Origin of the sequence: Microcoleus harperi Pol14_C6, from assembly GCF_036701295.1 — a bacterium.
In the GTDB taxonomy this organism is placed as follows: Bacteria; Cyanobacteriota; Cyanobacteriia; order Cyanobacteriales; family Microcoleaceae; genus Microcoleus.
Window position 1 is genome coordinate 25381 of sequence record NZ_JAUBQN010000023.1, and the last position, 22854, is coordinate 48234.

At 44.4% G+C, this 22854-nt stretch carries 12 protein-coding genes; 4 read left to right on the forward strand and 8 right to left on the reverse strand.

What is annotated here, in order from left to right:
- Positions 1 to 184 precede the first annotated feature (184 nt).
- On the forward strand, positions 185 to 6097 hold the full coding sequence (locus QUA27_RS16525; protein ID WP_333069136.1) for an ATP-binding sensor histidine kinase: 5913 nt from the start codon (positions 185 to 187) through the stop codon (positions 6095 to 6097).
- 121 nt (positions 6098 to 6218) lie between these two features.
- Here the strand turns inward: QUA27_RS16525 and QUA27_RS16530 are convergent, their stop codons facing one another.
- The 3 genes from QUA27_RS16530 to QUA27_RS16540 form a co-directional block, all read right to left on the reverse strand.
- Positions 6219 to 7424 (reverse strand): glycosyltransferase family 2 protein, encoded by a 1206-nt coding sequence (locus QUA27_RS16530; RefSeq protein ID WP_333069137.1) that lies wholly within the window; start codon positions 7422 to 7424, stop codon positions 6219 to 6221.
- Between the two features lie 572 nt (positions 7425 to 7996).
- Complete coding sequence (locus tag QUA27_RS16535) at positions 7997 to 9628, reverse strand: polysaccharide biosynthesis protein (protein ID WP_333069138.1); 1632 nt, start codon at positions 9626 to 9628, stop codon at positions 7997 to 7999.
- Between the two features lie 567 nt (positions 9629 to 10195).
- Complete coding sequence (locus QUA27_RS16540; RefSeq protein WP_333069139.1) at positions 10196 to 11479, reverse strand: type IV pilus twitching motility protein PilT; 1284 nt, start codon at positions 11477 to 11479, stop codon at positions 10196 to 10198.
- Between the two features lie 147 nt (positions 11480 to 11626).
- Between QUA27_RS16540 and QUA27_RS16545 the strand changes: the two genes are divergently transcribed.
- Positions 11627 to 12796 carry a DUF58 domain-containing protein gene (locus QUA27_RS16545; protein WP_333069140.1) on the forward strand — a complete coding sequence of 390 codons (1170 nt, stop codon included), beginning with the start codon at positions 11627 to 11629 and terminating at the stop codon, positions 12794 to 12796.
- A gap of 215 nt (positions 12797 to 13011) precedes the next feature.
- Here the strand turns inward: QUA27_RS16545 and minE are convergent, their stop codons facing one another.
- From minE to minC, 3 genes are all read right to left on the reverse strand, one after another.
- On the reverse strand, positions 13012 to 13383 hold the full coding sequence (minE, locus tag QUA27_RS16550; RefSeq protein WP_333069141.1) for a cell division topological specificity factor MinE: 372 nt from the start codon (positions 13381 to 13383) through the stop codon (positions 13012 to 13014).
- 215 nt (positions 13384 to 13598) lie between these two features.
- A complete protein-coding gene (minD, locus tag QUA27_RS16555) occupies positions 13599 to 14405 on the reverse strand; it encodes a septum site-determining protein MinD (RefSeq protein WP_333069142.1) in 807 nt (268 codons plus the stop codon).
- Positions 14406 to 14836: 431 nt separating this feature from the next.
- On the reverse strand, positions 14837 to 15640 hold the full coding sequence (gene minC, locus QUA27_RS16560) for a septum site-determining protein MinC (protein WP_333069143.1): 804 nt from the start codon (positions 15638 to 15640) through the stop codon (positions 14837 to 14839).
- Positions 15641 to 15914: 274 nt separating this feature from the next.
- Here minC and QUA27_RS16565 point away from each other — a divergent pair, with 274 nt between their 5' ends.
- Both QUA27_RS16565 and QUA27_RS16570 read left to right on the forward strand, forming a co-directional pair.
- Positions 15915 to 16844 carry an ADP-ribosylglycohydrolase family protein gene (locus QUA27_RS16565; protein WP_333069144.1) on the forward strand — a complete coding sequence of 310 codons (930 nt, stop codon included), beginning with the start codon at positions 15915 to 15917 and terminating at the stop codon, positions 16842 to 16844.
- A 239-nt stretch (positions 16845 to 17083) separates the two neighbouring features.
- Positions 17084 to 18814, forward strand: coding sequence for an NAD(P)H-quinone oxidoreductase subunit 4 (locus QUA27_RS16570; protein ID WP_333069145.1), 1731 nt, complete (start codon positions 17084 to 17086; stop codon positions 18812 to 18814).
- Between the two features lie 67 nt (positions 18815 to 18881).
- On the opposite strand, the gene QUA27_RS16575 is transcribed toward QUA27_RS16570, so the two are convergent.
- Together QUA27_RS16575 and QUA27_RS16580 are read right to left on the reverse strand one after the other, a co-directional pair.
- Positions 18882 to 20525: a helix-turn-helix transcriptional regulator gene (locus QUA27_RS16575; RefSeq protein WP_333069146.1), complete on the reverse strand. Its 1644-nt coding sequence runs from the start codon at positions 20523 to 20525 to the stop codon at positions 18882 to 18884.
- A gap of 307 nt (positions 20526 to 20832) precedes the next feature.
- The gene (locus tag QUA27_RS16580; protein WP_333069147.1) at positions 20833 to 22797 is read right to left on the reverse strand and encodes an ABC transporter ATP-binding protein/permease; all 1965 of its coding nucleotides are present in this window, start codon (positions 22795 to 22797) and stop codon (positions 20833 to 20835) included.
- Positions 22798 to 22854 lie beyond the last annotated feature (57 nt).

The window sequence follows — 22854 nt, forward strand, 5'->3', positions numbered from 1 at the left end:
CCATTTCAAAGTTTAGGCATCTCCCTATTTAAAAAATCCATGAGTAATTACTGGTGTTTTAAAATTATTTAAGTATTGTAATATACCCCCATATATAAAAATACTTAAGTACCCTACACTCGACAGTCGATCGACATCAAGCAAAATGTTTACCCAAAATTTAGTCATAGATAGAATAAAACCCATGAAAGCAATTCCTGGTTACAGAATCACAGAAGTTGTTCAACTTGGTGTGAACTCGATCATTTATCGCGGAGTCCGGGAATGCGATCGAGCGTCAGTCATTATTAAAACACTCAATACGGAGTACCCAACAATAGAAGAAATTACTCGTTTGAGACATGAATACAAAATTAGCTCGAATCTCAAACTCGAAGGGATTGTCCAACCCCATAGCTTAGAAAAATATAACAACAGCTTCGCTCTTATCTTAGAAGATTGTGGCGGTCAATCTCTCAAGCACCATCAAGCGGGTAAAAGCATTAAACTTCTGAAGTTTTTGCCACTGGCTATTCAACTGGCTCAGACTCTCGGAGAAGTGCATCAAAACCAGATTATTCATAAAGATATAAAACCCTCAAATATTATCATCACACCAGATTTGAAACAAGTAAAAATCACTGATTTTAGCATGGCAACGCGCCTATCTAGAGAGATTCACCAAAATAGCAATACCACCGCGCTAGAAGGCACTCTAGCCTATATATCCCCAGAGCAAACTGGTCGAATGAACCGCGACCTCGACTACCGAACTGACTTTTACTCTCTAGGCATCACGTTTTATGAAATGCTTACAGGAGAGTTACCCTTTAATTCAACCGACCCCTTAGAATTAATTCACAGCCACATTGCGGTGACACCTGTTCCTCCGCATCAGCTAACCAGTGAAGTCTCCTCGATGGTTTCATCTATTGTCATGAAACTATTAGCTAAAAATGCCGAAGACCGATATCAAAGTGCCTTGGGAGTAAAAGCAGACCTGGAAAATTGTCTAACCCAGCTACAAACTACGGGCAAAATAGAAAATTTCATTCCGGGTCAACTTGACAAATCCGGTCAATTTTTGATTTCCCAAAAACTTTACGGCCGCACACAAGAAGTAGCTAATTTGATGGCATCTTTCGAGCGAGTCAGTTGGGGAAAAACTGAGATGGTATTGGTAAGCGGTTACTCAGGCATTGGTAAAACCTCAGTTGTCAGTGAAATTAAAAAACCAATTGTACGGCAGCGGGGTTATTTTATTGCTGGTAAATTTGACCAGTTTAAGCGGGATATTCCTTATGCTGCAATAACTCAAGCGTTTGAGTCATTGATGCAGCAGTTATTCACAAAAAGCTCAGAAGACTTGGTAATTTGGAAAGAAAAGCTTTTGTCAAAGCTGGGTAATAACGGTGCAATTATTATTGATGTTGTCCCTTCTGTCGAACTAATCATTGGTTCGCAGCCTGCTGTTCCACAATTGGGAGCGACAGAATCTCAAAATCGCTTTAATCGATTGTTGAAAGAATTCATGAATGTGTTTGCCCAAGCAGAACACCCATTAGTTCTATTTTTAGATGATTTACAGTGGGCTGACTTAGCTTCTTTAAAATTGATTCAGGAATTAGTGGCTTATCAAGATATTCGGTATTTTTTACTAATAGGAGCCTATCGAGATAATGAAGTAAGTTCGACTCATCCTTTAGTTCAAACTGTCGAAAAAATTCAAGAGACTGGTGTTGCTGTGCATCACATCATTCTCCCGTGTTTGGATTTGAACAGCGTCAGTGAGCTAGTAGGCGATACTTTGGGTGATCAGACCGAAAATTTAAAGTGTTTGACAGAGTTAATTTTTAATAAAACTGGCGGAAATCCCTTTTTTATAACTCAACTGCTCTCAACTATTCACTCAGAACAACTGTTAGTTTTTGATTTCACTGTTGGTGCATGGCAGTGGGACATCACGGAAATTGAAGCCGCTGGCATTGCAGATTACAGTGTCGTTGAATTAGTTGCTAGGAATCTGCAACAACTCCCGGAGGAGACGCAGCAAGTATTAAAATTAGCTGCTTGTATAGGCAACCATTTTAATTTAGAAAATTTGGCAATTGTTAGGAGCAAATCAGGTTCCGAAACTGCGGCGGATTTATGGGATGCGCTGCAAGCTGGTTTAATTCTTCCCATCAGCGATGCTTATAAAATTCCGATGCTTGATGAGGAAATTGTAAACACACAGCAGAAAGGCGGGACTCCCATCCCACAAAACAATCAAAATCATCCGGCAATTATGCACCGCTCAATTGATTATAAGTTTTTGCACGATCGCGTACAACAAGCCGCCTATTCTCTAATCCCTGACTGCGATAAAAAACAAACCCACTTAAAAGTCGGCACCCTGCTACTAAATTCAACTCCAGCATCGGAGATAGCAGAAAATATCTTTGATATTGTCAACCAACTGAATATCGGGGTGGAATTCATCACAAATCAAGAAAAGCGAGATGAACTAGCTAACTTTAATCTTATAGCTGGCAAAAAAGCTAAGAGTTCTGCCGCCTATGAAGCAGCGTTCAAATATTTTAATGTGGGTCGAGAACTTCTACCCGATCGAGCTTGGCAGAGTCACTATGACTTAATCATGGAACTCCATGCCGAAGCGCTGGAATCCTCCTATATAAATACCGAGTTTGAGGGTGCATTTCAGCTCTCAGAGGTTATTATAGCACGCGCCCAAAATTTGCTCGATAAAATTAAAGTTTACGAGCTAAAGGTTTTTTTCTACTTCAATCAAAATCAATCCCAAACTTCGATAGATGTAGCTATCGAAGCTTTAAAAATGCTAGGAGTCTATATCCCGAAAAAACCAACTAAGTTAAATATTTTCCTAGAGTTGATACGGACAAAACTAGCTTTAAGAAATCATCAGATTGAGGATTTATTGGAGCTGCCACCAATGACTGACCCTAATAAAATTGTGGCTCTACGGATTTTAACTAATATGAGTCCCGCCGCTTTTGTAGCAGCACCCGAAATATTCCCGCTGATCATATTTAAAATGGTTACTCTTTCTCTTAAATACGGGAATGCGCCACTGTCTAGTTTTGGGTATGCAAACTATGGTGTAATCCACTGTGGAGTATTAGGTGATATGGATTCTGGATACCGATACGGTCAAATGGCTCAGGCACTTTTAGAACGATTGCACACCAACTTGCGCCACTCTCAAATTGCACTACCTTTTAATGCTATGATCCGTCACTGGTCTGAGGGTGCCAGAGCAAGTTTTACAGGTTTAATTGAGGGTATTGAGAGCGGACTAGAAACCGGAGATATCAACAATGCTTGTTACTGTGCGAGTTTTTACAGCAATTATATATTTTTGAGTGGCGAACCTTTGGACTCTGTGGAGACTAAGCAGAGTCAATATATTCAAATGTTGGTGAATTATCAGAATGAATTTATGATGAACCATAGCAGAGTAGGGGCGCAAGTTGTCTTGAATTTGCAAGGTAAAACAGCTAATCCTTGCCTGCTAGTTGGCGAAATATTTAATGAAGATATGATTCTGCCAACCTTAAGGGAGAGTAAAAATAATTTAGTAATATTTGTAGTATATCTATGTAAATCCTGGCTAAGTTATCTATTTAAAAATTATGTAGAAGCCGTAGAAAATGCCAGAACAGCATCAATTTACTGTGAGGCTGTAATGAGCATGATGTATATTCCCATCCACAATTTTTACTCTTCCCTAGCGCTGTTAGCGTTGTATCCCACCCTTGCCAAAAATGAACAGAAAAAACATTTACAACAAGTGACTTCGCTTCAAAAAAAAATGAAGCATTGGGCTGTGAACTCTCCGGGAAATTATCAGCATAAATATGATTTAGTAGAAGCAGAAAAAGCGCGAGTATTGGGACAATATGAAAAAGCTGCTCTGTATTATGATCGAGCAGTGAAAGGAGCATCGAAGAATGAATACATCCACGAAGAAGCTCTAGCCAATGAACTAGCTGCAGAATTTTATCTAGCTAACGGTCGCAATAAAGTGGCTCAGACTTATCTGATAGATGCTTACTACGGCTATATTCACTGGGGAGCAACCGCCAAGGTAAAACATTTGGAGTCACAGTATCCGATGTCTTTACCCCCTACATCGATGGGAAAAGCCAGCGCCGATCGAACTATTACTAGCACTAATTATAGCACGAGCAGCAGTCACAGCAGTTTATTGGATTGGACAACTGTTGTTAAAGCATCTCAAGCGCTAGCTAGCGAAATTGTATTGGACAAGTTGTTAGAAAAGTTAATGAAAATGGCGATCGAGAATGCAGGAGCCCAAAAAGGTTTTCTCCTGATGCCCAACGAAGGAAAATTGCGGATTAAAGCAGCGGCATCGGTGGAGTATTCGGATGTTGCAATTGAACAATGCCCTAGAGTATCTCCTGCTGAGGTTTTGCCAATAACGGTGATTAATTATGTGGAGAAAACGCACTTAGATGTAGTTTTAAGCCAGGCTGCTAGAGAAGGTCTATTTACAGACGACCCCTATATTAAAAGGCAGCAAGTGAAGTCTGCGCTTTGTACTCCTATTCTGAATCAAAGCAAACTCGTAGGTGTATTTTATCTGGAAAATAATTTAGCTACTGAAGCATTTTCTTCAACTAGGTTGGAGGTATTGAAAATTCTTTCTTCCCAAGCTGCTATCTCTTTAGAAAATGCGGTACTTGTTGCTAATTTGTCGGAGGCTAAGGAACAGTTGGAGGATTATTCGCGGACGCTGGAGGTGAGAGTAGAAGAGCGCACGCAGGAATTAAAGACTAAGGAAGCTAAGCTGCAAGAAGCTCAAAAACTGGCGCACCTCGGCAACTGGGAATTTGATTTGGAGGGAGATAAATTAACTTGGTCTGAGGAAGTATTCCGAATTTTTGCTCTTGACCCTAAACTACCAGAACCCACGATTTTAGAACACAAGAAGCAAATTCATCCAGATGACCTACAGTTGTGGTTAGAGGCAGTAGAGCAGATTAGTCGGTTAGGAAATCCTTGCGAGTATGAGATGAAAATTTTGCGCCCTGATGGAGCTGTCAGATATATTTATGTTAAGGCGCAAGCTATTTTTGATGGCGGTAAGGTGATTAAGTTATTTGGAACTATACAGGACATTACGGATCGCAAGTCAGCGGAGGATGCTTTGCGACTGTCTGAGGGGCAATTGAGAGAAAAAGCGACACAATTAGAAGTTACTTTGTCCGAATTACGCTCGACGCAGACTCAACTAATTCAAACAGAAAAAATGTCTTCTTTGGGGCAGTTGGTAGCGGGGGTTGCTCACGAAATCAATAATCCGATTAATTTCATTTATGGCAATGTTCTCCATGCTAACGATTATAGCTCGGATTTGCTGGCATTGATTAAGCTTTACCAGGAGTCTTACCCGAATGCTAATCCTGAGATTGTTGCTAAAACAGAAGATATTGACCTCACTTTTATTCAAGAAGATTTGCCCAAAATTCTAAAATCAATGCAGGTTGGGGTCGAGCGCGTTCGCAATATTGTGCTGTCGCTGCGGAATTTCTCACGCCTGGATGAAGCCGAGATGAAACCAGTGGATATTCACTCCGGGATTGATTCGACTCTGCTAATTTTGCAGCACAGGTTGAAAAAGGATGCACTCGGACATGGCGTTGAGGTAGTTAAAGAGTACGGTCAACTGCCGAAGGTAAATTGTTATGCTTCTGGGTTAAATCAGGTGTTTATGAATATTTTGAGCAATGCAATTGATGCAGTGGAGTTAGCAGTTGGGCGACCGGAGACAACGGCCCAACTAGAAAATCCTTTATCTCCAATCTTTGAGCGAAAGGTTAAGATTCGGACTGAGGTATTCGACAAAAACTTGGTGAGAATTTATATTGCTGATAATGGTCGGGGGATGACGGAGGAAATACGATCGCGAATATTTGACCCTTTCTTTACTACAAAATCTGTGGGCCAAGGTACCGGTTTAGGGTTGAGTATCAGTTATCAGATTGTAGTAGAGAAACACGGCGGGAAGTTAATGTGCTTTTCCGCGCCCGGTGAGGGGGCTGAGTTTGTGATTGAAATTCCCGTGAAGCAGTGAAGTTTTTTTTATAAGATTCGTTTAACCGCAGATGAACGCCGATGAACGTAGATACAATTCTATCTGCGTTCATCTGTATTTCTCGGCTGATATCTGCGGTTAAAACTTCTCAATCTAAATATTAAACATCGCGTTCTGTTCGTACCCATTTGGTTTGGCGTTTCAGGAGAAAACCTAGATACAAAGGGATTTTCCAAAGGATGTAAAAAGGTACAGATAAAAGAGTTGAGCCAGAAATATCGGCACGCCCGAATTTTGCCCAAGCGCCGACAATTGAAACTAAAATCAGCAATCCTTGTACTGCTAACAAGACAGCCGGAAGTGAGGATGTTCCCAAAATTGCTGCTAGTAAGGAGGCGGCAAAAGCAGCTAGCCAGATAGCGACTAACAGCGACAGGGGAGGGACGGATAAGTCTAGCGCAATCGCCAATAAGTCAAAACGTTTTTGCTGGACTGAAGCTGCTGTCAGCCGGGGAGTTTGAGTTAACAATGTCTGTATGTGACCGTGTTCCCACCTGGTTCTTTGACTTTTAGCTGCTTGCTGCTGCTGTGGCAAACACCCGGTGACGTTGGCTTCGGGGCAGAATACTGTTGGGTGTCCGGCGATAGCCAAATCCAAACTCATCTGCATATCTTCAACTATATTGCTGCTGGCTAGGGAAACCGATCGAATTATCGACCAGGGAAAAGCCATGCCAGTACCCGTTAGTAATGATGGGAATCCTAACTTTTTTAATCCGCTGGGACGAACTAAGTTTTTCACAAGAAATGCTAAAGCAGAAATGGAATCTTTAGGAGTAGGATTTGGTGGCTGTTCCATGAGATAAGTTGCTTGCACGGGTCTTTGTTCAGCAACTGCAACCCGGGCTAATTTTTCTAGAGAGTCGGGCTGACAGATGCAGTCTGCGTCAACCATGATGACTACTTCGGGGGGGTCGGATTCGATCGACTGCAAGCCGAAATCCAGTGCGTATCCTTTACCCTTGCGTTGTGTGTCTTGGCGCTCGATCGCACTTGCACCGGAGTTACGGGCGATTTCTGCCGTAGCGTCCGTGCAGTTGTCAGCAATCACTAACAGGCGGTCTTGAGGTGTTAGCTGCGGCAATATGGTGGAGATGGTGGCGGCAATTCCTGCTGCTTCGTTGTAAGCGGGAATTAAAACTGCTACTTTGGGGCGGGGCGCTTTACTTTCCGCTGTCTCGCCCTGGCCGGACAAGAAAGCTGCACTGCATTCTAGAAATAGAACTGCAACGGGAATTAGAAGGATCAGGGCGATCGCCAATAGCACAACATCTATCAATAGGAACAGTAGCTGATTAATTTCCACAATTCTAGTACCTTAATTTAATTTTATCGGTTGCATTCATTGAGTTTATTTAATCTAATTGCACCTTTGTTAACTCACAGCGCCACTCTATCTCAAGTATCATCCTATCATGCCTGCAAAAAATCACCGTTATCACCTTTGTTGTGAGGACTTAAGTCCTCCTAAAAATACTAGGACTAGCGTCGTCATCACTACCAATTAATTTGAGTGCGGTTGTGCGATCGCCTATAAGATCATATCATGTCAATTCTGACAAGGTTAAGTCACTCAATTTAATTAAACCTCAAACAAGCCCAGACTGCATAAACCCGGTTTCTAAAAGAAACCAGGTTTCTGGGTGTTATATTTTTAATCAACTAAACACTTAGTCGATGTTTAACATCAAATCCGGTTGCATCGGAATCATAAAATCGACTTAACAGTTAACACTCAACCATTCAGTTTTTCGACCCCCAGTCAACAGTCAACAGTCAACAATCATTTCGCTCTTGCAACCGGAATTGATATAACTCATTCATCCCTTGTGGGTGGCTACTCAGGAAGCAATCTCCCAACTCAAAACTATGTTCAAGCTACGCTGCATCCGGCATAGCAACAGGTTCAGATTTTTTTGTGGTGAACTGTGCGGGGGGTGCAAATTCTCTGAGATATCTCGACACCGATCGCAAATATCCCACTTCTGCATGAATAGAATCCAGCGTAGAAAGACTCTCCACTAAGTCATCAAACTCATCTGCCGTAACTCCAGCACTGTGCAAGACTTCTTGGTTAAGCCGCCCGCAGATTCCTTGCAGGAGGAGTTCGATAATCTCGCGATAGTCAGCGATTTCCGTTCCGTAACCTTGCAATTTCTTGGGATTGATTCCCCACTGCAAAATCTTCAACAACTCTTCAGGGGCACTCCACGCAAAAGAGGAAGCAATCACTTCTTTTTCCGCTGCGACAAGAGCGTGCTTGATTTGCACTTCGGGGAAATCTGGATCGATGATTAGGCTTTCCAGCTTCGACACTTGTTTATCTAACACGCGCAAAGAAAAAGGAGCTAATTCTACACTCACCATGTCGCCAGCATCGTTAATACTTCTAAAAGGATCTTCCAACACATTAATTAGGAGGTGAATGTCTGTAGGTTTTTTCCAGTCAAACTGTCCAAGGAAAAACGGTTCTTCGTATCCCGGCAAAAGTCCTTGAAAATAAATCGGCAGATTTTTGCCTGATTCAAGAATTTTATAAAGAGCTACTTCCAAGGTTTCTGTTGGCCAACCGAGATTACTTACGGCAACAAATTTCAGTTTTCCTGGAACGGATACAATCAGAGAATTCAGCAATAAATGTACGGCTTCAAAAAGATTTTGAGCAGTTACGTAGCGGTGGGGAGCATGAACGTTGACAGTCTTACCTTGCTCTACTTTTTTGGACATTTGCTCGCAGAACAAGCTATTTTCCAACATATGAGTAAAGCGAACCATCCCGTAAGTGACATTTCCTTCTTGAGCTGCTTTGGCAAATTGCCATTCGGCAAACTTCTTCGATGCCGCGTAAACTTCGGTTGTAAAATATCGAGATGTTTTGCCTGTAGAAGAGAAGATGCAGTGTTCTACGCCGTATTCTTCGCAGAGTTGGATGACGTGTTTACATCCTAACAGGCTGGTTGTAACTGTTTCTCGGATTTTGATTTCAGCTAGTCCGGGTTGGCGTTGGGCTGCTAGGTGAAAAACAATTGCTGGTTTTTCTACCTCAAATATGTGTTTTAGCGCGTCGAGGTTGCGAATGTCAACGGCATAGAAAGTTACAGCACCTTCTTTGGTAAAAAGCGGGAGATTTTCTTCGGGGTTTTGACATCGGGCGTTGTCTGCGGAAATGATTTTAGTTGCGCCTAATTCGAGGAGTTTTGCGATCAAGAAACGACCGACACATCCTTCTCCTCCGGTGATTAAGATGGTTTTTCCTTTGATTTGGCTGCTGACTGCGGATGCGTATAGGTGAATAGTGCGACCGCGCACGTCGCTAAAAGGTTCGCTTTCTAATTGTCCGTCGGCTTGATAGGCTGCGATTAGCTGTGCGGTGAGAGTTTGGAGAGGCGCGAGGATTTCAGGATCTTGGGGTTCCGGGGAACCGGGCGGAACTAGCTGCTGGATGCGCTCAATTATTTCCGCTTTGCTGGCACCTTCAAACAGTTCTCTTTGGTTAAATGCACTCTTCACTTTTTTTGCTCCTTTAAATTCTAGAAATACCGTTACTGATAAGCGACTTGTTAAACAAATTTTCGAGGGACAGAATCTTTAAAAGTCTGCTTGATTTTAGGATTTTTTAGACTGAAAGCTACTTAATCTGAAAGACAGGCGATCGGCTCTGCTTGTAGTTTTATTAAGCGCTTTTTTTACCTGCTTACTTTTGCGATCGGCAAATATCGGCAAAGTCGGAATGTGCTCTGTCCAAAATTTGTCAATACCACTATATACTTAAATTGCTGAGTGTTGGCAAGACTCCGAACATATCTTTACTATTTCTTTGCAATAACCTACGAGTTTTCACGCAATTTTAAAGTTTATGTAAAGTAGGGTCTAGGTTAAAAAAACTTAACAATACACTCGACATTGGTTATAGCATTTTACTTTGTCACTAAAATGTATTTTTGGTTACTAAATATAGTTTAATTTTAAGTAAAAATACGCACAAAAGCCTTAATCAAATATTTCCGTCTGCTAAAAATCTTGCTACTTGATGGGTGGGGTAGTCCTGCAGTGCCTACCCCTGTATGTGTGCTGCTACTAGGCGCGAACGATGCGTTCTTTTTTGCTGCCTTCAAAGCCACGAGCATCCCCAACATCATAGCCTCCTGTCCGCAAGCGGCGGTCTAAATCGCTAGCTTCGGGAGAAGTTTTTGCTGCTTCTTCGATCGTCACTCTGCCTTCAAGCACCAGTTTGTAAAGACCCTGGTTGATAATCTGCATTCCTTCGTAAGTATCATGTTCCATTAATCGGAAAGCTTCATCATCAGCACCTTTCATCAAGTAATCGTGCATGGCAGGTGTATTCACCAAAATATCGTGAACTGCTACTCGACGGTTGTCAACAGTTGGCAGCAAAAGTTGAGCAATTACCGCTACTAAAGAATCACAAATTTGAATCCGCATCGCCTGTTGTTCTTCGGGTGGGTAGAGGTTCAACAATCGGTTAATAGCGTTAATGGCACTGCGAGTGTGGAGAGTTCCCAATACTAAGTGACCTGTTTGAGCTGCTTGCAACGCTGTATTGATGGTAACGCGATCGCGCATTTCTCCGATCAGAATCACATCGGGGTCTTCCCGCAAAACAGCCCGCAAAGCCTGTTGAAACTCGTGGGTATGCAAGCCGACTTCCCGCTGGCTAACCAAGCATTTTTTAGAAGGGTGAATGAATTCGATCGGATCTTCAATGGTAACTACGTGCTTTTGCTCCATCTGATTGAGATGGTCGATCATCGCAGCTACGGTTGTCGATTTCCCCGAACCGGTAGGCCCCGTAACTAATATTAATCCCTGCGATCGCAAAATGATACTTTTGAAAACTTCTGGCAACCTCAAGGAATCGATAGTAGGTATTTCCAAACTGATCAACCGCAATACTATGGCACCGCCGCTGAGGGACTCAAAACAGTTTAGCCGACACCGCACGAAGCCAGGGTAAAAAATTGCTGAATCTAATTCCTTGGTAGTTGCAAACTGTTTTCGCTGTTCGGGGGTGAGAATTTCGGCTAGGTACTGTTCAAAAATTTCTGGCGTTACTTTGGGGTGGGTGGTTGCTACTTGCATCACGCCACGAATCCGAAATCGAGGTACTTGACCTACTCGAATGTGAATGTCAGAAGCCGAGGCACTATGGGCATCTCTGACCATTTGTTCGATCGTACTGACGGGTGTCTCAACAGAAGACCGCTGCGGGGCCGGGGGGGGCGCACTCGGCGCGGGTGCAGGAGGCGGCGCGGGAGTTGCAGCCAAGGGCGGGGGCGGGGGCGGTGTTCGGCGGGCTTGAGCCTCTGGTCGAAGGGGTGTAGGATTGTTTAATGGGTTCATTTTTTTGTCTCCAGTCAATGTAGATTTATTGCGAAAAAATGCCCGATTTCTAATCTTATCGCTCGCAGCTAATTCGGTGTTAAATGCTGAGACTATTTTACAATTAGGCTTGATGGGGCGATCGAGTAATTAACAATTTAAACTCCTATGAACATCGGTCACAAAATCGCCGACTGGCTCGAGAATCGCGCTGTTACCCCTGCCTACGCGGGTTGGCTGCTTTTGGGGATGACAGTTTTCTTTTTTGGGTCGGCGACTAATACAATGTCTGGGTGGCTGTACGTGCTCAGCGGTGGGGGTTTGGCGCTGTTGGGAGTAGCGGCGGTTTTGCCTGGAAAATCGCTCCGTTCCTTGGAAGTGCGTCGCCGCCCGATCGAACCGGTGAGTGCGGGCGATCGAATCACCGTCGAACTAGAAATCGAAAATAGCGCCCGCCAACCTAAGACTCTATTGCAAGTCGTAGACATCTTGCCGTTTGTATTGGGAGAACCAGTCGTCCGCCCGATCGAAGTCATAGAGCCTAACAGTATATACAGAGATACATACTATTTAGAAGTCCGGCAGCGCGGGGTCTATCGGTGGCAAGAGGTAAACTTGAGGACGGCGGCACCTTTAGGGTTGTTTTGGTGCCGGCGCAGCCGCCCAGTCAAAGCGGTGGCGGTTGTGTATCCACAAGTTTTGCCGTTGAGCGCTTGTCCTTTGATCGATCGCATCGGTCAAGAAGACAGCCCGCAATTTTACAATCGCAGTCGATCGCAAACTGCTACCGAAGGCCTCACCCGCAACCTGAGACCTTACCGCCACGGAGACCCCACCCGCCTAATTCACTGGCGCACCAGCGCCCGCTACGGAGAACTACGGGTAAGAGAGTTAGAAGTTGCAGCCGGCGGTCAAGAAATTATTATTGCTCTCGACAGCGCTGCGGCGTGGCAGCCAGAAGAATTTGAACGAGCCGTGACTGTAGCTGCGTCTCTTTACTTCTATGCTAGCAAGCGCCTGTTAAACGTCAAACTTTGGACTGCCGGGACTGGAATCGTTTCGGGCAACCGGGTAGTTTTGGAAACTTTAGCGGCGGTTAATGCTGGGGAAGATGCGGTTGAGAATCGGCCGAAACAGCCGATAATTTGGCTGACTCAAAACTCTGCCACTTTAAGCACTCTTTCCCTAGGCAGCCGCTGGCTACTCTGGCCGTTGCCAAGTGCTGAAACACGCGAAAAAATGTTAGTTAAACATGAGTTACCTGGTTTAGAAATTCGCTCCGGCAGACCCTTAGAACTTCAGTTACAAGATCCTCTGGAAAGAGCGATTAGTTATTAAAACAGTCCCCGCAAGCTTTTCTGGAAAGAGCGATGAGTTATCAAAATTAACTTCATGAGTTTTTAGGTATCAGAAACTTTTTCTCTTTTAGATCGCATATTTTGGGCGACCTAAGAGTGCCCACCACAATATTTTAATTCTAGAGAGATAGTTTAATTTAAATGGCGATCGGCTCGAATCGAACTCTTTGCCTGACAATAAAATCTCAATCCCTATCACTCTCTAGTGTCGGGCAGAGTTTCGACTACATACTCCGGTACATATTCTGGTCGATTTTCGGATCTATTTGGGGGCAAATTCTGGGGCAAATTCTCCGGTGGATGTTCCAGCCTGACGCGCCGGATCGGGAGATTTGCAATCAGTGCTGTGGCCCGCTGGTCGCTCTCCAGCGAGAACTCAGACCCGGTGGTATCGATTTCCACGTAGCGAGACACCACCTCTAGAATTTCTCGGCGCATCGACTCAACCATTTCTGGGCTGAGTTCTGAGCGGTCGTGGGCTAGAACCAGTTTGAGGCGCCGTTTTACCTCGTCGCGGCTGTTGTCAGGGGTGCGCGGGAAAAGTCGTTCGAGCAGTGTGTGTATCATGGGTCGGGCTGGTTTGTCAAGGGTTAGGCATAGAAAAAGTCATACCATTTTCGATTTTCGATTTTCGATTTTCGATTGGGGAATCACTGATTCCCGTCTGGTTTGGAGCTGGTCTACAGTTTCATTCTTTTTGGGAACTGGTGTCACTGGGGAAAATTTGGGCTAGTTTTTGTGATGCGGTCGCTGCTTTTAAAGATCGATCGCCAATAACCACATCACATAATTTTAGTATTTAAGAACTTGCGGAGGCGAGTAAAGAAGTTTTCCCGACGGGGATGGAGATCTAGAAAATCAACTTTTTCGCCTTCTAAGCGGCGGGCAATATTGTCGAAGGCAGTTCCAGCTAAAGAGGCCGTTTCCGACAATACTAATGGTTCGCCTCGGTTGGTGGAAACGATGACGCGCTCGTCGTCGGGAACGACGCCTAAGAGCGAAATGGCGAGGATTTCCCGCACGTCTTGTACCGACATCATATCATTTGCCAGCACCATTGCGGGTCTGATCCGGTTGACGATTAGATTGATTTTCTTGACGTTGTTGGCTTCCAGCAGACCGATGACTCGATCGGCATCGCGGACAGCAGCGATTTCGGGAGTGGTGACAATTATCCCTTCTTGAGCCGGCGCGATCGCATTTTGAAAACCTTGTTCAATTCCAGCAGGAGAGTCGATCAAAATATAGTCGTATTTTGCTCCCAACATTCCCACAAGCTGCTTCATTTGCTCAGCGCTGATGGCATCTTTCATCCGAGTTTGGGCAGCCGGCAACAACACCAAGCGCGGCTGCCGCTTATCTTTCACCAAAGCTTGCTCTAATCGGCACTCTCCAGCGAGAACTTCTAATGCCGTGTAAACAATCCGATTTTCTAAGCCCAGCAGCAAGTCTAAATTTCTGAGACCGAAATCCGCATCAATTACGGCAACGTTCCGCCCCCGCTTAGCTAAAGCCATGCCGAGATTGGCTGTGGACGTGGTTTTTCCTACCCCGCCTTTCCCTGATGTAACAACAATAATGCGAGCCATAAGCGATTTTAGATTTATTGGGAATTGGTGATTGGGAATTAGTAATTGGTAATTGGGAATGGTAATGGATAATTGGTAATGGGTAATTGATCTTATTCTTGGTTGATAATTAGCAATTATTCTTTGGTAATTTGGCAGCAATCTGTAATTCACTCAATAACAGCAGATTCCACGTTTATGAAGGGCACCCGCTGAGCGCTCCCCTACCGTAGTGGCACGGCGAAAGCCTTGCCCTCTACTTCATAAACTCACAACTCTCCTTGTTTTACTAATTCTCTATGAATTTGCACTTAAATTTTAAATCGTCTTTTAGTGACTGATTTAGCCTAGGCAAAAATTATCAAGTGCAGGCTGAAAGAGAAATAGTATTACCAATTACTCATTACTAATTCCTAATTACCAATTACCCATTACCAATGACCCATTATCGATTACTCATTACCCCCGACTAACTGCGATTTGTCAAAATCAGAGGCTCTACCGATCCGAATCCCTTGAGGCGTCACATAGGCGACTTCTGGGAAAAACTGAGCGGGTGAGGTTTCTGGGCCTCTGGCAACATACTTAGCAATCCTAATCACCATCGGTTCCATCTGCAAGGTCATAATCACGCTTTTGGTATTGCCACCGGCACCGGCGTGCACCACTCCCCGCAAACGGCCCCAAACTAGGATATCGCCTCCGGCGATGACTGAGCCGCCGGGATTTACGTCTCCCAAGAGTACGACGGTGCCCGGATGGCGAATTTCTACGCCCGATCGCACTGTCATCTGCAAATATAAAGGTTCCGCCAGCGATTGCGGTTTTTCGCCAGTGGTTTTATTCAGGGAAGAAACCGGAGGCTGCTGTTCTACACAATAACCTGCCGTAGCTGCGGCAACGGCGGTTTGGCGGCGACTGGTGTGGACTCGTTTGAGTTGCAGTTCCACTTCGGCTAGTGCATCAGCAATTTCTTGCAGTTGGCGGATATCTAAAAGTCGATCGCTCCCCATCAATTGTACTTCTGCGTTTGGCTGCCAAAAGCGTTCTCCTGCATTCAGCCTGACTTTTAGCTGCTGCCAAAGTTCAGTCCAAGTCGAAGCGGAGGCTGTTGCGGGTTCGCTATTAGTTTCTGGGGGGAGTAGCAACAGTAGCTGTCCATCTTCTGTCTTGAGTCGGACTTGCAACTCTAAGCTGACTTCAGGTGTTGATTGAGGGGCGGCAGCAGCGGCTGCGGCGGAGGCATCGGGTGTCATGGGACAGTTTGATCTCGGGTAGGGACAGGTTAACATCAATATTAGCCTGAGTGGTCATTAATCATTAGTCATTAGTCATTAGTCATTAGCAGGGCACTCTGCGCGCACTTTAGACAATTATAGGACTTACGCATGGGGGTCTAGAAACCAGTTATTTTTAGAAAAATACTTCGTTGCAACCTGCAGATTCGGTAAAAACCCCGGTTTCTTCTATCGGTGCATAAATCTTGAATAACTCATTACCAATTCCCCATTTCCCATTCCCCATTACTATATGCAAAAAATAGAACGTTATCGCGGCAGTCTTCTCGGTTTAGCAGTCGGGGATGCTCTCGGAACAACTTTAGAGTTCCATCGCCCCGGAACGTTTGCGCCTATTAACGATATGGTGGGCGGCGGCCCGTTTCGACTGCAACCGGGGGAGTGGACCGACGATACTTCGATGGCACTTTGTTTAGCTGAAAGTTTGATTGAGAAACAAAGTTTCGATCCAGTCCATCAGTTAGAAACTTATTTGAGGTGGTGGCGAGACGGACATTTGAGCAGCACAGGTAAATGTTTTGATATTGGCAATACGGTTCAACAAGCACTTTGGAAGTTTGAAGATACAAGAAAACCTTACTGCGGTTTTACCGATGCTCAGACTGCTGGCAATGGTTCGATTATGCGCTTGGCTCCCGTGCCTTTGTTTTATGCTACAAATCCTTTGGAAGCCATAGAAAAATCTGGAGAAAGTTCGAGAACTACTCACGCTGCTGTTACTTGTGTGGATGCTTGCCGTTATTTTGGTGCTTTAATTGCGGGGGCTGTGAATGGAGTTGCTAAAGATGTGTTGCTTTCGGAAAGATATTGTCCGATTTCGGGATATTGGGCAGAAAATCCGCTGGTAGCAGAGATTGATGAGATTGCGGCGGGTTCTTTTAAATTGCGACAACCTCCTGAAATCAAAGGTACTGGTTATGTTGTCAAGTCTTTGGAGGCGGCGCTTTGGGCGTTTTACAACAGTTCTTCTTTTGCTGAAGGCTGTTTGTTGGCTGTGAATTTGGGCGAGGACGCGGATACAACTGGTGCGGTTTACGGACAGTTGGCGGGGGCTTTTTACGGAGAATCTGGTATACCGGAAAAATGGATCTCGCAATTAGCGTATCTCCCTTTAATTGAAGCTTTTGCCGAACAACTCTTGACTTTATCTCGATCGATCTGAATGCTTACCACAGTTTGGCACTGCATGACAACAGGGTAAGCGGTCATCGGTAATTGTCAACCGCTAAGCAGCAACTAAGAACTAAATAATTGAAAAACTTCTTGACTTTTGCAGCAAATTGTGTAGCTGATGTACTCCCCATCTTTCTAAAAAAAAGATTAATTTACAAATCTTAATTTTTGATTAAATTTAGTATTATAATCTTGGTAACTTCCAACTAAGTATTTTTTCTCACTATCATGATAGCGGATCAATTTCCTTGGCTGACCGCAATTGTCATCCTACCCCTCGTAGCTTCCCTGGCCATCCCTTTTCTGCCCGATACAGACGGCAAAACAGTGCGCTGGTATGCCCTAGGCGTAGGCATTGCAGATTTTGTATTAATGTGCTGGGTGTTTTGGACTCATTACGATCCAAGCATCTCTAGTTTCCAAATCGTAGAACAATATTCCTGGATACCTTCCTTAGGTCTCAACTGGTCTGTTTCCGTTGACGGACTGTCAGTTCCGCTGGTACTTTTGGCGGGATTGGTGACGACTCTATCTATTTTTGCTGCCTGGGAAGTCGATCGCAAGCCACGACTCTTCTACTTCCTGATGCTGGTGATGTACTCGGCACAAATAGGAGTTTTCGTAGCCCAAGACATCATGCTGCTGTTCATTGTCTGGGAATTAGAACTAATTCCGGTGTACCTCCTCATCTCGATTTGGGGCGGACAAAACCGCCGCTACGCAGCTACCAAATTCTTGATTTATACCGCAGGCGCTTCCATCTTTATTTTGATAGCTGCCTTAGCAATGGCATTCTACGGCGGAGGCACTCCCACCTTCGACATGGTAGAACTTGGCTTAAAGGACTACCCACTGGGTTTAGAATTACTGCTTTATGCGGGATTGTTAATTGCCTTCGGTGTGAAACTGGCGATTTTCCCCTTCCACACTTGGCTACCTGATGCCCACGGTGAAGCATCTTCTCCTGTGTCGATGATTCTGGCCGGCGTATTGCTGAAAATGGGCGGATACGGGCTGATTCGGCTGAACTTGGAACTTCTTCCCCAAGCACACGTTTACTTTGCACCGATTATGGCGGTGCTCGGCGTGGTCAACATTATTTACGGCGCGCTGAATTCCTTCGGTCAATCGAACATGAAGCGCCGCTTAGCGAATTCGTCGATTTCTCACATGGGATTCGTGTTGTTGGGTATTGCTTCCTTCACGGATTTGGGAATCAACGGGGCGCTGTTGCAAATGATTTCCCACGGTTTAATCGCCTCAGTATTGTTTTTCCTGGCTGGCGTTACTTACGATCGCACCCATACCATGATCATGGACGAGATGGGCGAGATTGGAAAAGTCATGCCGAAAGTGTTTGCCTTGTTTACCGCAGGCGCGATGGCATCCTTGGCACTCCCCGGCATGAGCGGTTTTGCTAGCGAACTATCAGTGTTTGTGGGCCTAGCAACTAGCGATATGTACAGCGGTTCTTTCCGCGCGGTGACAGTGTTCCTGGCAGCAGTGGGACTGATTTTGACGCCGATTTATTTGCTCTCGATGCTGCGACAGTTATTTTACAACTGTGGGACACTAGCGGCTTGCGACCTTGAGGATCTAAATTTGCAGAATCAGAGAAAAAATCTGGATGAAGCGGTTTGTTTTGGTAATAGTTGCGTTTTGCCGGGTGATGCACCGTTTATTGATGCTAAACCTCGGGAAGTGGCGATCGCCTTTTGCTTTTTGATACCAATTGTCGGCATTGGTTTTTATCCCAACATGGCGATGCAAGTCTACGATGCCAAGACGGTCGCAGTCAACGCAGAAGTCCGCCAATCTTACATCCAAATTGCTCAACAAAATCCTCGGATTTATGCGAATCAAATTTTGGTTCCCAAAATTGCTCAAGCTCAAAAAGCCCCGACTTTGGGCAAAATCAGAGGCTCTGAATCTGCATCGGTTTTTGGAATTGTCAAATAATTTTATCGAACTCTATTTGTGTTGAAAATTGGGCGATCGCTTTTGTCAAAGGGCGATCGCTTTTTTCTTATCGCTGAATTTCTGAAATAATCTGTGCAAGATTCTGCCTAGCATATCCCACCTCAAGAATCGATTCATCCTCCAGATCCGAGACAACTTTATTCAAGATATTTAGCGGTTCTTCAGAGCCTGTCGTCTTGACAAACAAAACTTGCAACCGATTTTTTACTAATGCTAAAATAGAGCTACTTGGTTCGCCTTTATGGCCTTTCCGTTTAGCAATGTTGATGCTCAAGTTGTGAGTTTTCAACAGTCGCATTCTTTCTCTTCCTTGCGTCTTAACTGTCTCCAAAACCTCTGAGCGAATCTGCTCAACTAATCTGTCGGTAACATATTGCACGATCAAAGGCTGAAGCATAAAAAAAGTTTCCCCGCCCTCACTGATTTTGTCAATCAGCGAGCGACGACCCAAAGAATCGAGATTTTTTAGCAAATCTGAAAACGATGAATTGACGAACATCTGCTCTCGTAAAGTTGGCAGGGAAATCGGGCTTTGAGCAATAGCAATCCAGTAGGCAATATCTTGTTCTGAACTCGATATTCTATCGAACTGCTGCGCCAGCAAGTTGCTGATATGTTCTTCAATAAATAAAGCCGTTGCTTCCAAAAGCTTTAAAACATTCCCCTCGAAAAACTCATTAATTGTTGTCGCTACAATCTTTAATGCTAACAAATTGCCTCCGTACCGAGATAACAAGATTTCCAACTCTTGATCTTGAGGCAACAAACCTTTTTCTTGGAAAATTTCCATGGCTATTTCCTCGGAAATAGCAGGTTTTAAAGACCGCACTTTTTCTCCCGCCAGCAAAGCCAGTTCCGTAGGTTCTTCCGAACTAACTAGCAGTAAACAGCTATTGTGATTGACCTCACACAGCCGCACGATTAAATCTCGATATCCTTCGTAGCCTTCCCGGTAGTGTCCCGCTAATTCTTCTGGTCTGAGAACCGCTTCAAAATCGTCTAAAATTACCAGACAGCGGTGTTTCCGCAGATACTCGACCAATCGCGAAATTTTGCTGTTGAGGTCGATCCTCTTCGAGGGCTCGGCTAACGGCACATCGGGTTTTTGTTGATTAGAAAAAAGTTGAATTAAGCTTCCTAGGAAGTCGGATGGTGCTGGTGTCGATCGCAGCGATCGCCAAATCACAAAATCAAACTCATTCTGTACCTGTTTTGCCAACTGCACTGACAGAGTTGTTTTGCCGCTACCAGCCAAACCCAGCAGCGCTACTAGGCGACAATTATCTGATAAAATCCACTGCTTTAAAGTAGTTAATTCTTCAGTCCGTCCGTAAAAAACCGAAACATCCGGCGCTTGGCCCCAATCTTCCTGTCGGTGTCCAATCGCCATCTTCAATAGAGAGCCTTTACCTCGACTAAAATCGCTCGTTCCCTGATCGGTGTGGTATGAAAACAGCAACTGATGCCTCAATTCCGAAAGCTTTCCAGGGCCGTTCCCCCCGATATGAAACTTTTTGTAAACTTCGCCGAGTCTTTTGCGAACCGCGATGTCGCTAATGCCAAGCTTGGTTGCAATTGTCGCCGTAGATTGACCGTCGAGAGCCATAAAGACTGTTTCTAACTCGGCATCTGTGACGCCGCGCTCCTTAGCGATCGTTTGCACAAAGCTTTGAGGAATCGGAGTAGTCAAGGTAAGAATCTCGCCTATACTAAAAATCTATCTTCCATTATATTCTGTGAGTTCTCGCGGGCGAGCAATTAAATCGAATCCCCCAAAGTTCAGCTTGCTTTTTGTTTGGGCAGTTTTAGATATTTATACCAATTATCGATCGTGATACCACTTCAAAAAAAGAATACAACTTTAGTAGAACCTGTTATAGGGTTGGTGGAGCCGCGGCGATTCCTCTGCAGAACCCAACTATAAATTTTCAACCGCGCCTCCACCCACCGCGCACCCACAACCGGGTAAATATACAATCCCTGAAAGCAGTGCTGTATCAGCTAAAAACCTTCGTACTAGCGTGGTATTCTTCCGTCGAAACCAGTCGCCAATCTCCATCGCCCAAAAGTTCCAAAACCTGCTGGTGATATTGCAACAAACTCATTCTGTGACCGACACTCACAAAAGTAGTTTTAGTAGCTTGCAACTGCTCGTATAAATGTTGCTCGTTCTTCAAATCCAAAGCACTTGTCGCCTCATCCAAAATAGCATATCGCGGTTCTGTCAATAACAATCTAGCAAAAGCTAAACGCTGCTGTTCTCCCAGCGACAAAATCTCACCCCAATCTAAATCAGCATCAAAGCCGCCCAATCTGTCCGGCAAATCTGCTAAGTTTACTGATGCCAAAACGCGACGCAATTTTTCCTCATCAACCTCGCTGCTGGTGTTGGGATACAGAAGTTGCGATCGCAAACTACCCAAAATCATATAAGGACGCTGCGGCAAAAACAGCATTTCCCCCAATTCCGGCCGCGCCAAACTGCCCGTTCCCGATTCCCACAAACCCGCAATTGCCCGCAGCAAAGAACTCTTCCCAGCACCGCTTTGGCCGACAATTAACAGTCCTTCACCGGGCTGCACTGCTACCGACAAATCGCTAATCAAAGTCTTTTGATGCTTGGGAGTATCTAAAGTAACGTGTTCCAGTGTCAATTGCGAACTTATAACTGTATCGATTGTTCTGAAGTCTAGTTGTACAGCAGTTTTTTGATTTTTTATAGAGTCATTAAACGTGGCTAAACGATTAATTCCCGCTGCAAACAAACTCAAGCTTTCAATCCTATATACAACCAAAGAAAAGGCATCGGAAACCTGACGAAAAGCAAATTCAGCTTGAGTAATATCACCGTATCGGATCTCACCTGCAAAGTAGATAGAAGCCAGGAATAAAGAAGGGATAATATAAGTTGCATATCTATAGCCAACTCTAAAATATCCCAGATTTCGCTGCCAACCAATTAGCAAATTAAAGTTCCGAACAGCTTGTAAAAAGCGGTGTTTCACCTGAATAGATTCCTGTGCTTCTCCCCGGTAAAAAGCAATAGATTCTGCATTGTCCCGAATGTGAACCAATCCATAGCGAAAGTCAGCCTCTTTGGAGAGCTGATTGAAGTACAAAAATATCAACCTTTTGCCAAAAATCACCATGACTGTCGTGCCAAAGACAGCATAAATAATTAGCCCGAGCGAAAGAGCTTTGGAAATAGACCAGAGAATGCCTGTAAAAGAAATAATATCGATAACTGCTCCCAAGATAAGCAGCAAAAACTCTAAACTTGTGCTAGTGAAAGATTTGATATCTTCCGCAACGCGCTGGTCGGGATTGTCGATTTCCTTCTGAGAATTGATTTCGTAATAAGCGCGGTTTTGCAAGTAACTACCTAGGAAACTATCAGTCATCCACTCTCGCCAGTACAATCCCAGTTTATCTTGGGTATACCCGTAAATAACAACTATCGGGGTACCGATAATAAAAACTCCAGCATAAACCCACATAAACCGCCAAAAAGTAATTTGATCTTTTTCAGCCAGCGCTGTCGTGAAAAAATTACTAATATAGCTAATGACTACGTTAATTCCGCTAACAGACAGCGACAAAAATAGCAGCAGAGCTAACATTATCCACTGCTTCCAGCGCGGTATCAACTTGCTTCTAAAAAAGACAAAAGCAGCCAGCGGGAGGATTAGCATTAAACCAACGATCGCAATTGTCGGCGAGTAGATAATTTCTTTGATTAAAGTAGCTAAGCCAGCCGCAACCCCGTTAAAAGCCTCTGGAAAAAAGACTTGAGCAACCAAACTAATAACACTGACAGCCACAAACATCGCAGCGAACAGAAATATCAACAACAGCACTACTAATCCTAAAAAGATTCTGCCACCTCCAGGCTCTAAAGGATAAAAGTAAGGTTGAGCGATGGCAATAAATCTCTGCCACAACTGACGGTCAAATCGATTCATCTTTGCTGTTTACAAAACTACTTTGACTGTTCTAACATATCAAGTCTGGTGACAAAA

What these genes read in the sequence shown, in the direction of transcription:
- QUA27_RS16525 (WP_333069136.1), top strand. Translation starts at nt 185, where the DNA reads ATGAAAGCAATTCCTGGTTACAGAATCACAGAAGTTGTTCAACTTGGT.
- QUA27_RS16540 (WP_333069139.1), bottom strand. Translation starts at nt 11,479, where the DNA reads ATGAACCCATTAAACAATCCTACACCCCTTCGACCAGAGGCTCAAGCC.
- QUA27_RS16545 (WP_333069140.1), top strand. Translation starts at nt 11,627, where the DNA reads ATGAACATCGGTCACAAAATCGCCGACTGGCTCGAGAATCGCGCTGTT.
- minE (WP_333069141.1), bottom strand. Translation starts at nt 13,383, where the DNA reads ATGATACACACACTGCTCGAACGACTTTTCCCGCGCACCCCTGACAAC.
- minD (WP_333069142.1), bottom strand. Translation starts at nt 14,405, where the DNA reads ATGGCTCGCATTATTGTTGTTACATCAGGGAAAGGCGGGGTAGGAAAA.
- minC (WP_333069143.1), bottom strand. Translation starts at nt 15,640, where the DNA reads ATGACACCCGATGCCTCCGCCGCAGCCGCTGCTGCCGCCCCTCAATCA.
- QUA27_RS16565 (WP_333069144.1), top strand. Translation starts at nt 15,915, where the DNA reads ATGCAAAAAATAGAACGTTATCGCGGCAGTCTTCTCGGTTTAGCAGTC.
- QUA27_RS16570 (WP_333069145.1), top strand. Translation starts at nt 17,084, where the DNA reads ATGATAGCGGATCAATTTCCTTGGCTGACCGCAATTGTCATCCTACCC.
- QUA27_RS16580 (WP_333069147.1), bottom strand. Translation starts at nt 22,797, where the DNA reads ATGAATCGATTTGACCGTCAGTTGTGGCAGAGATTTATTGCCATCGCT.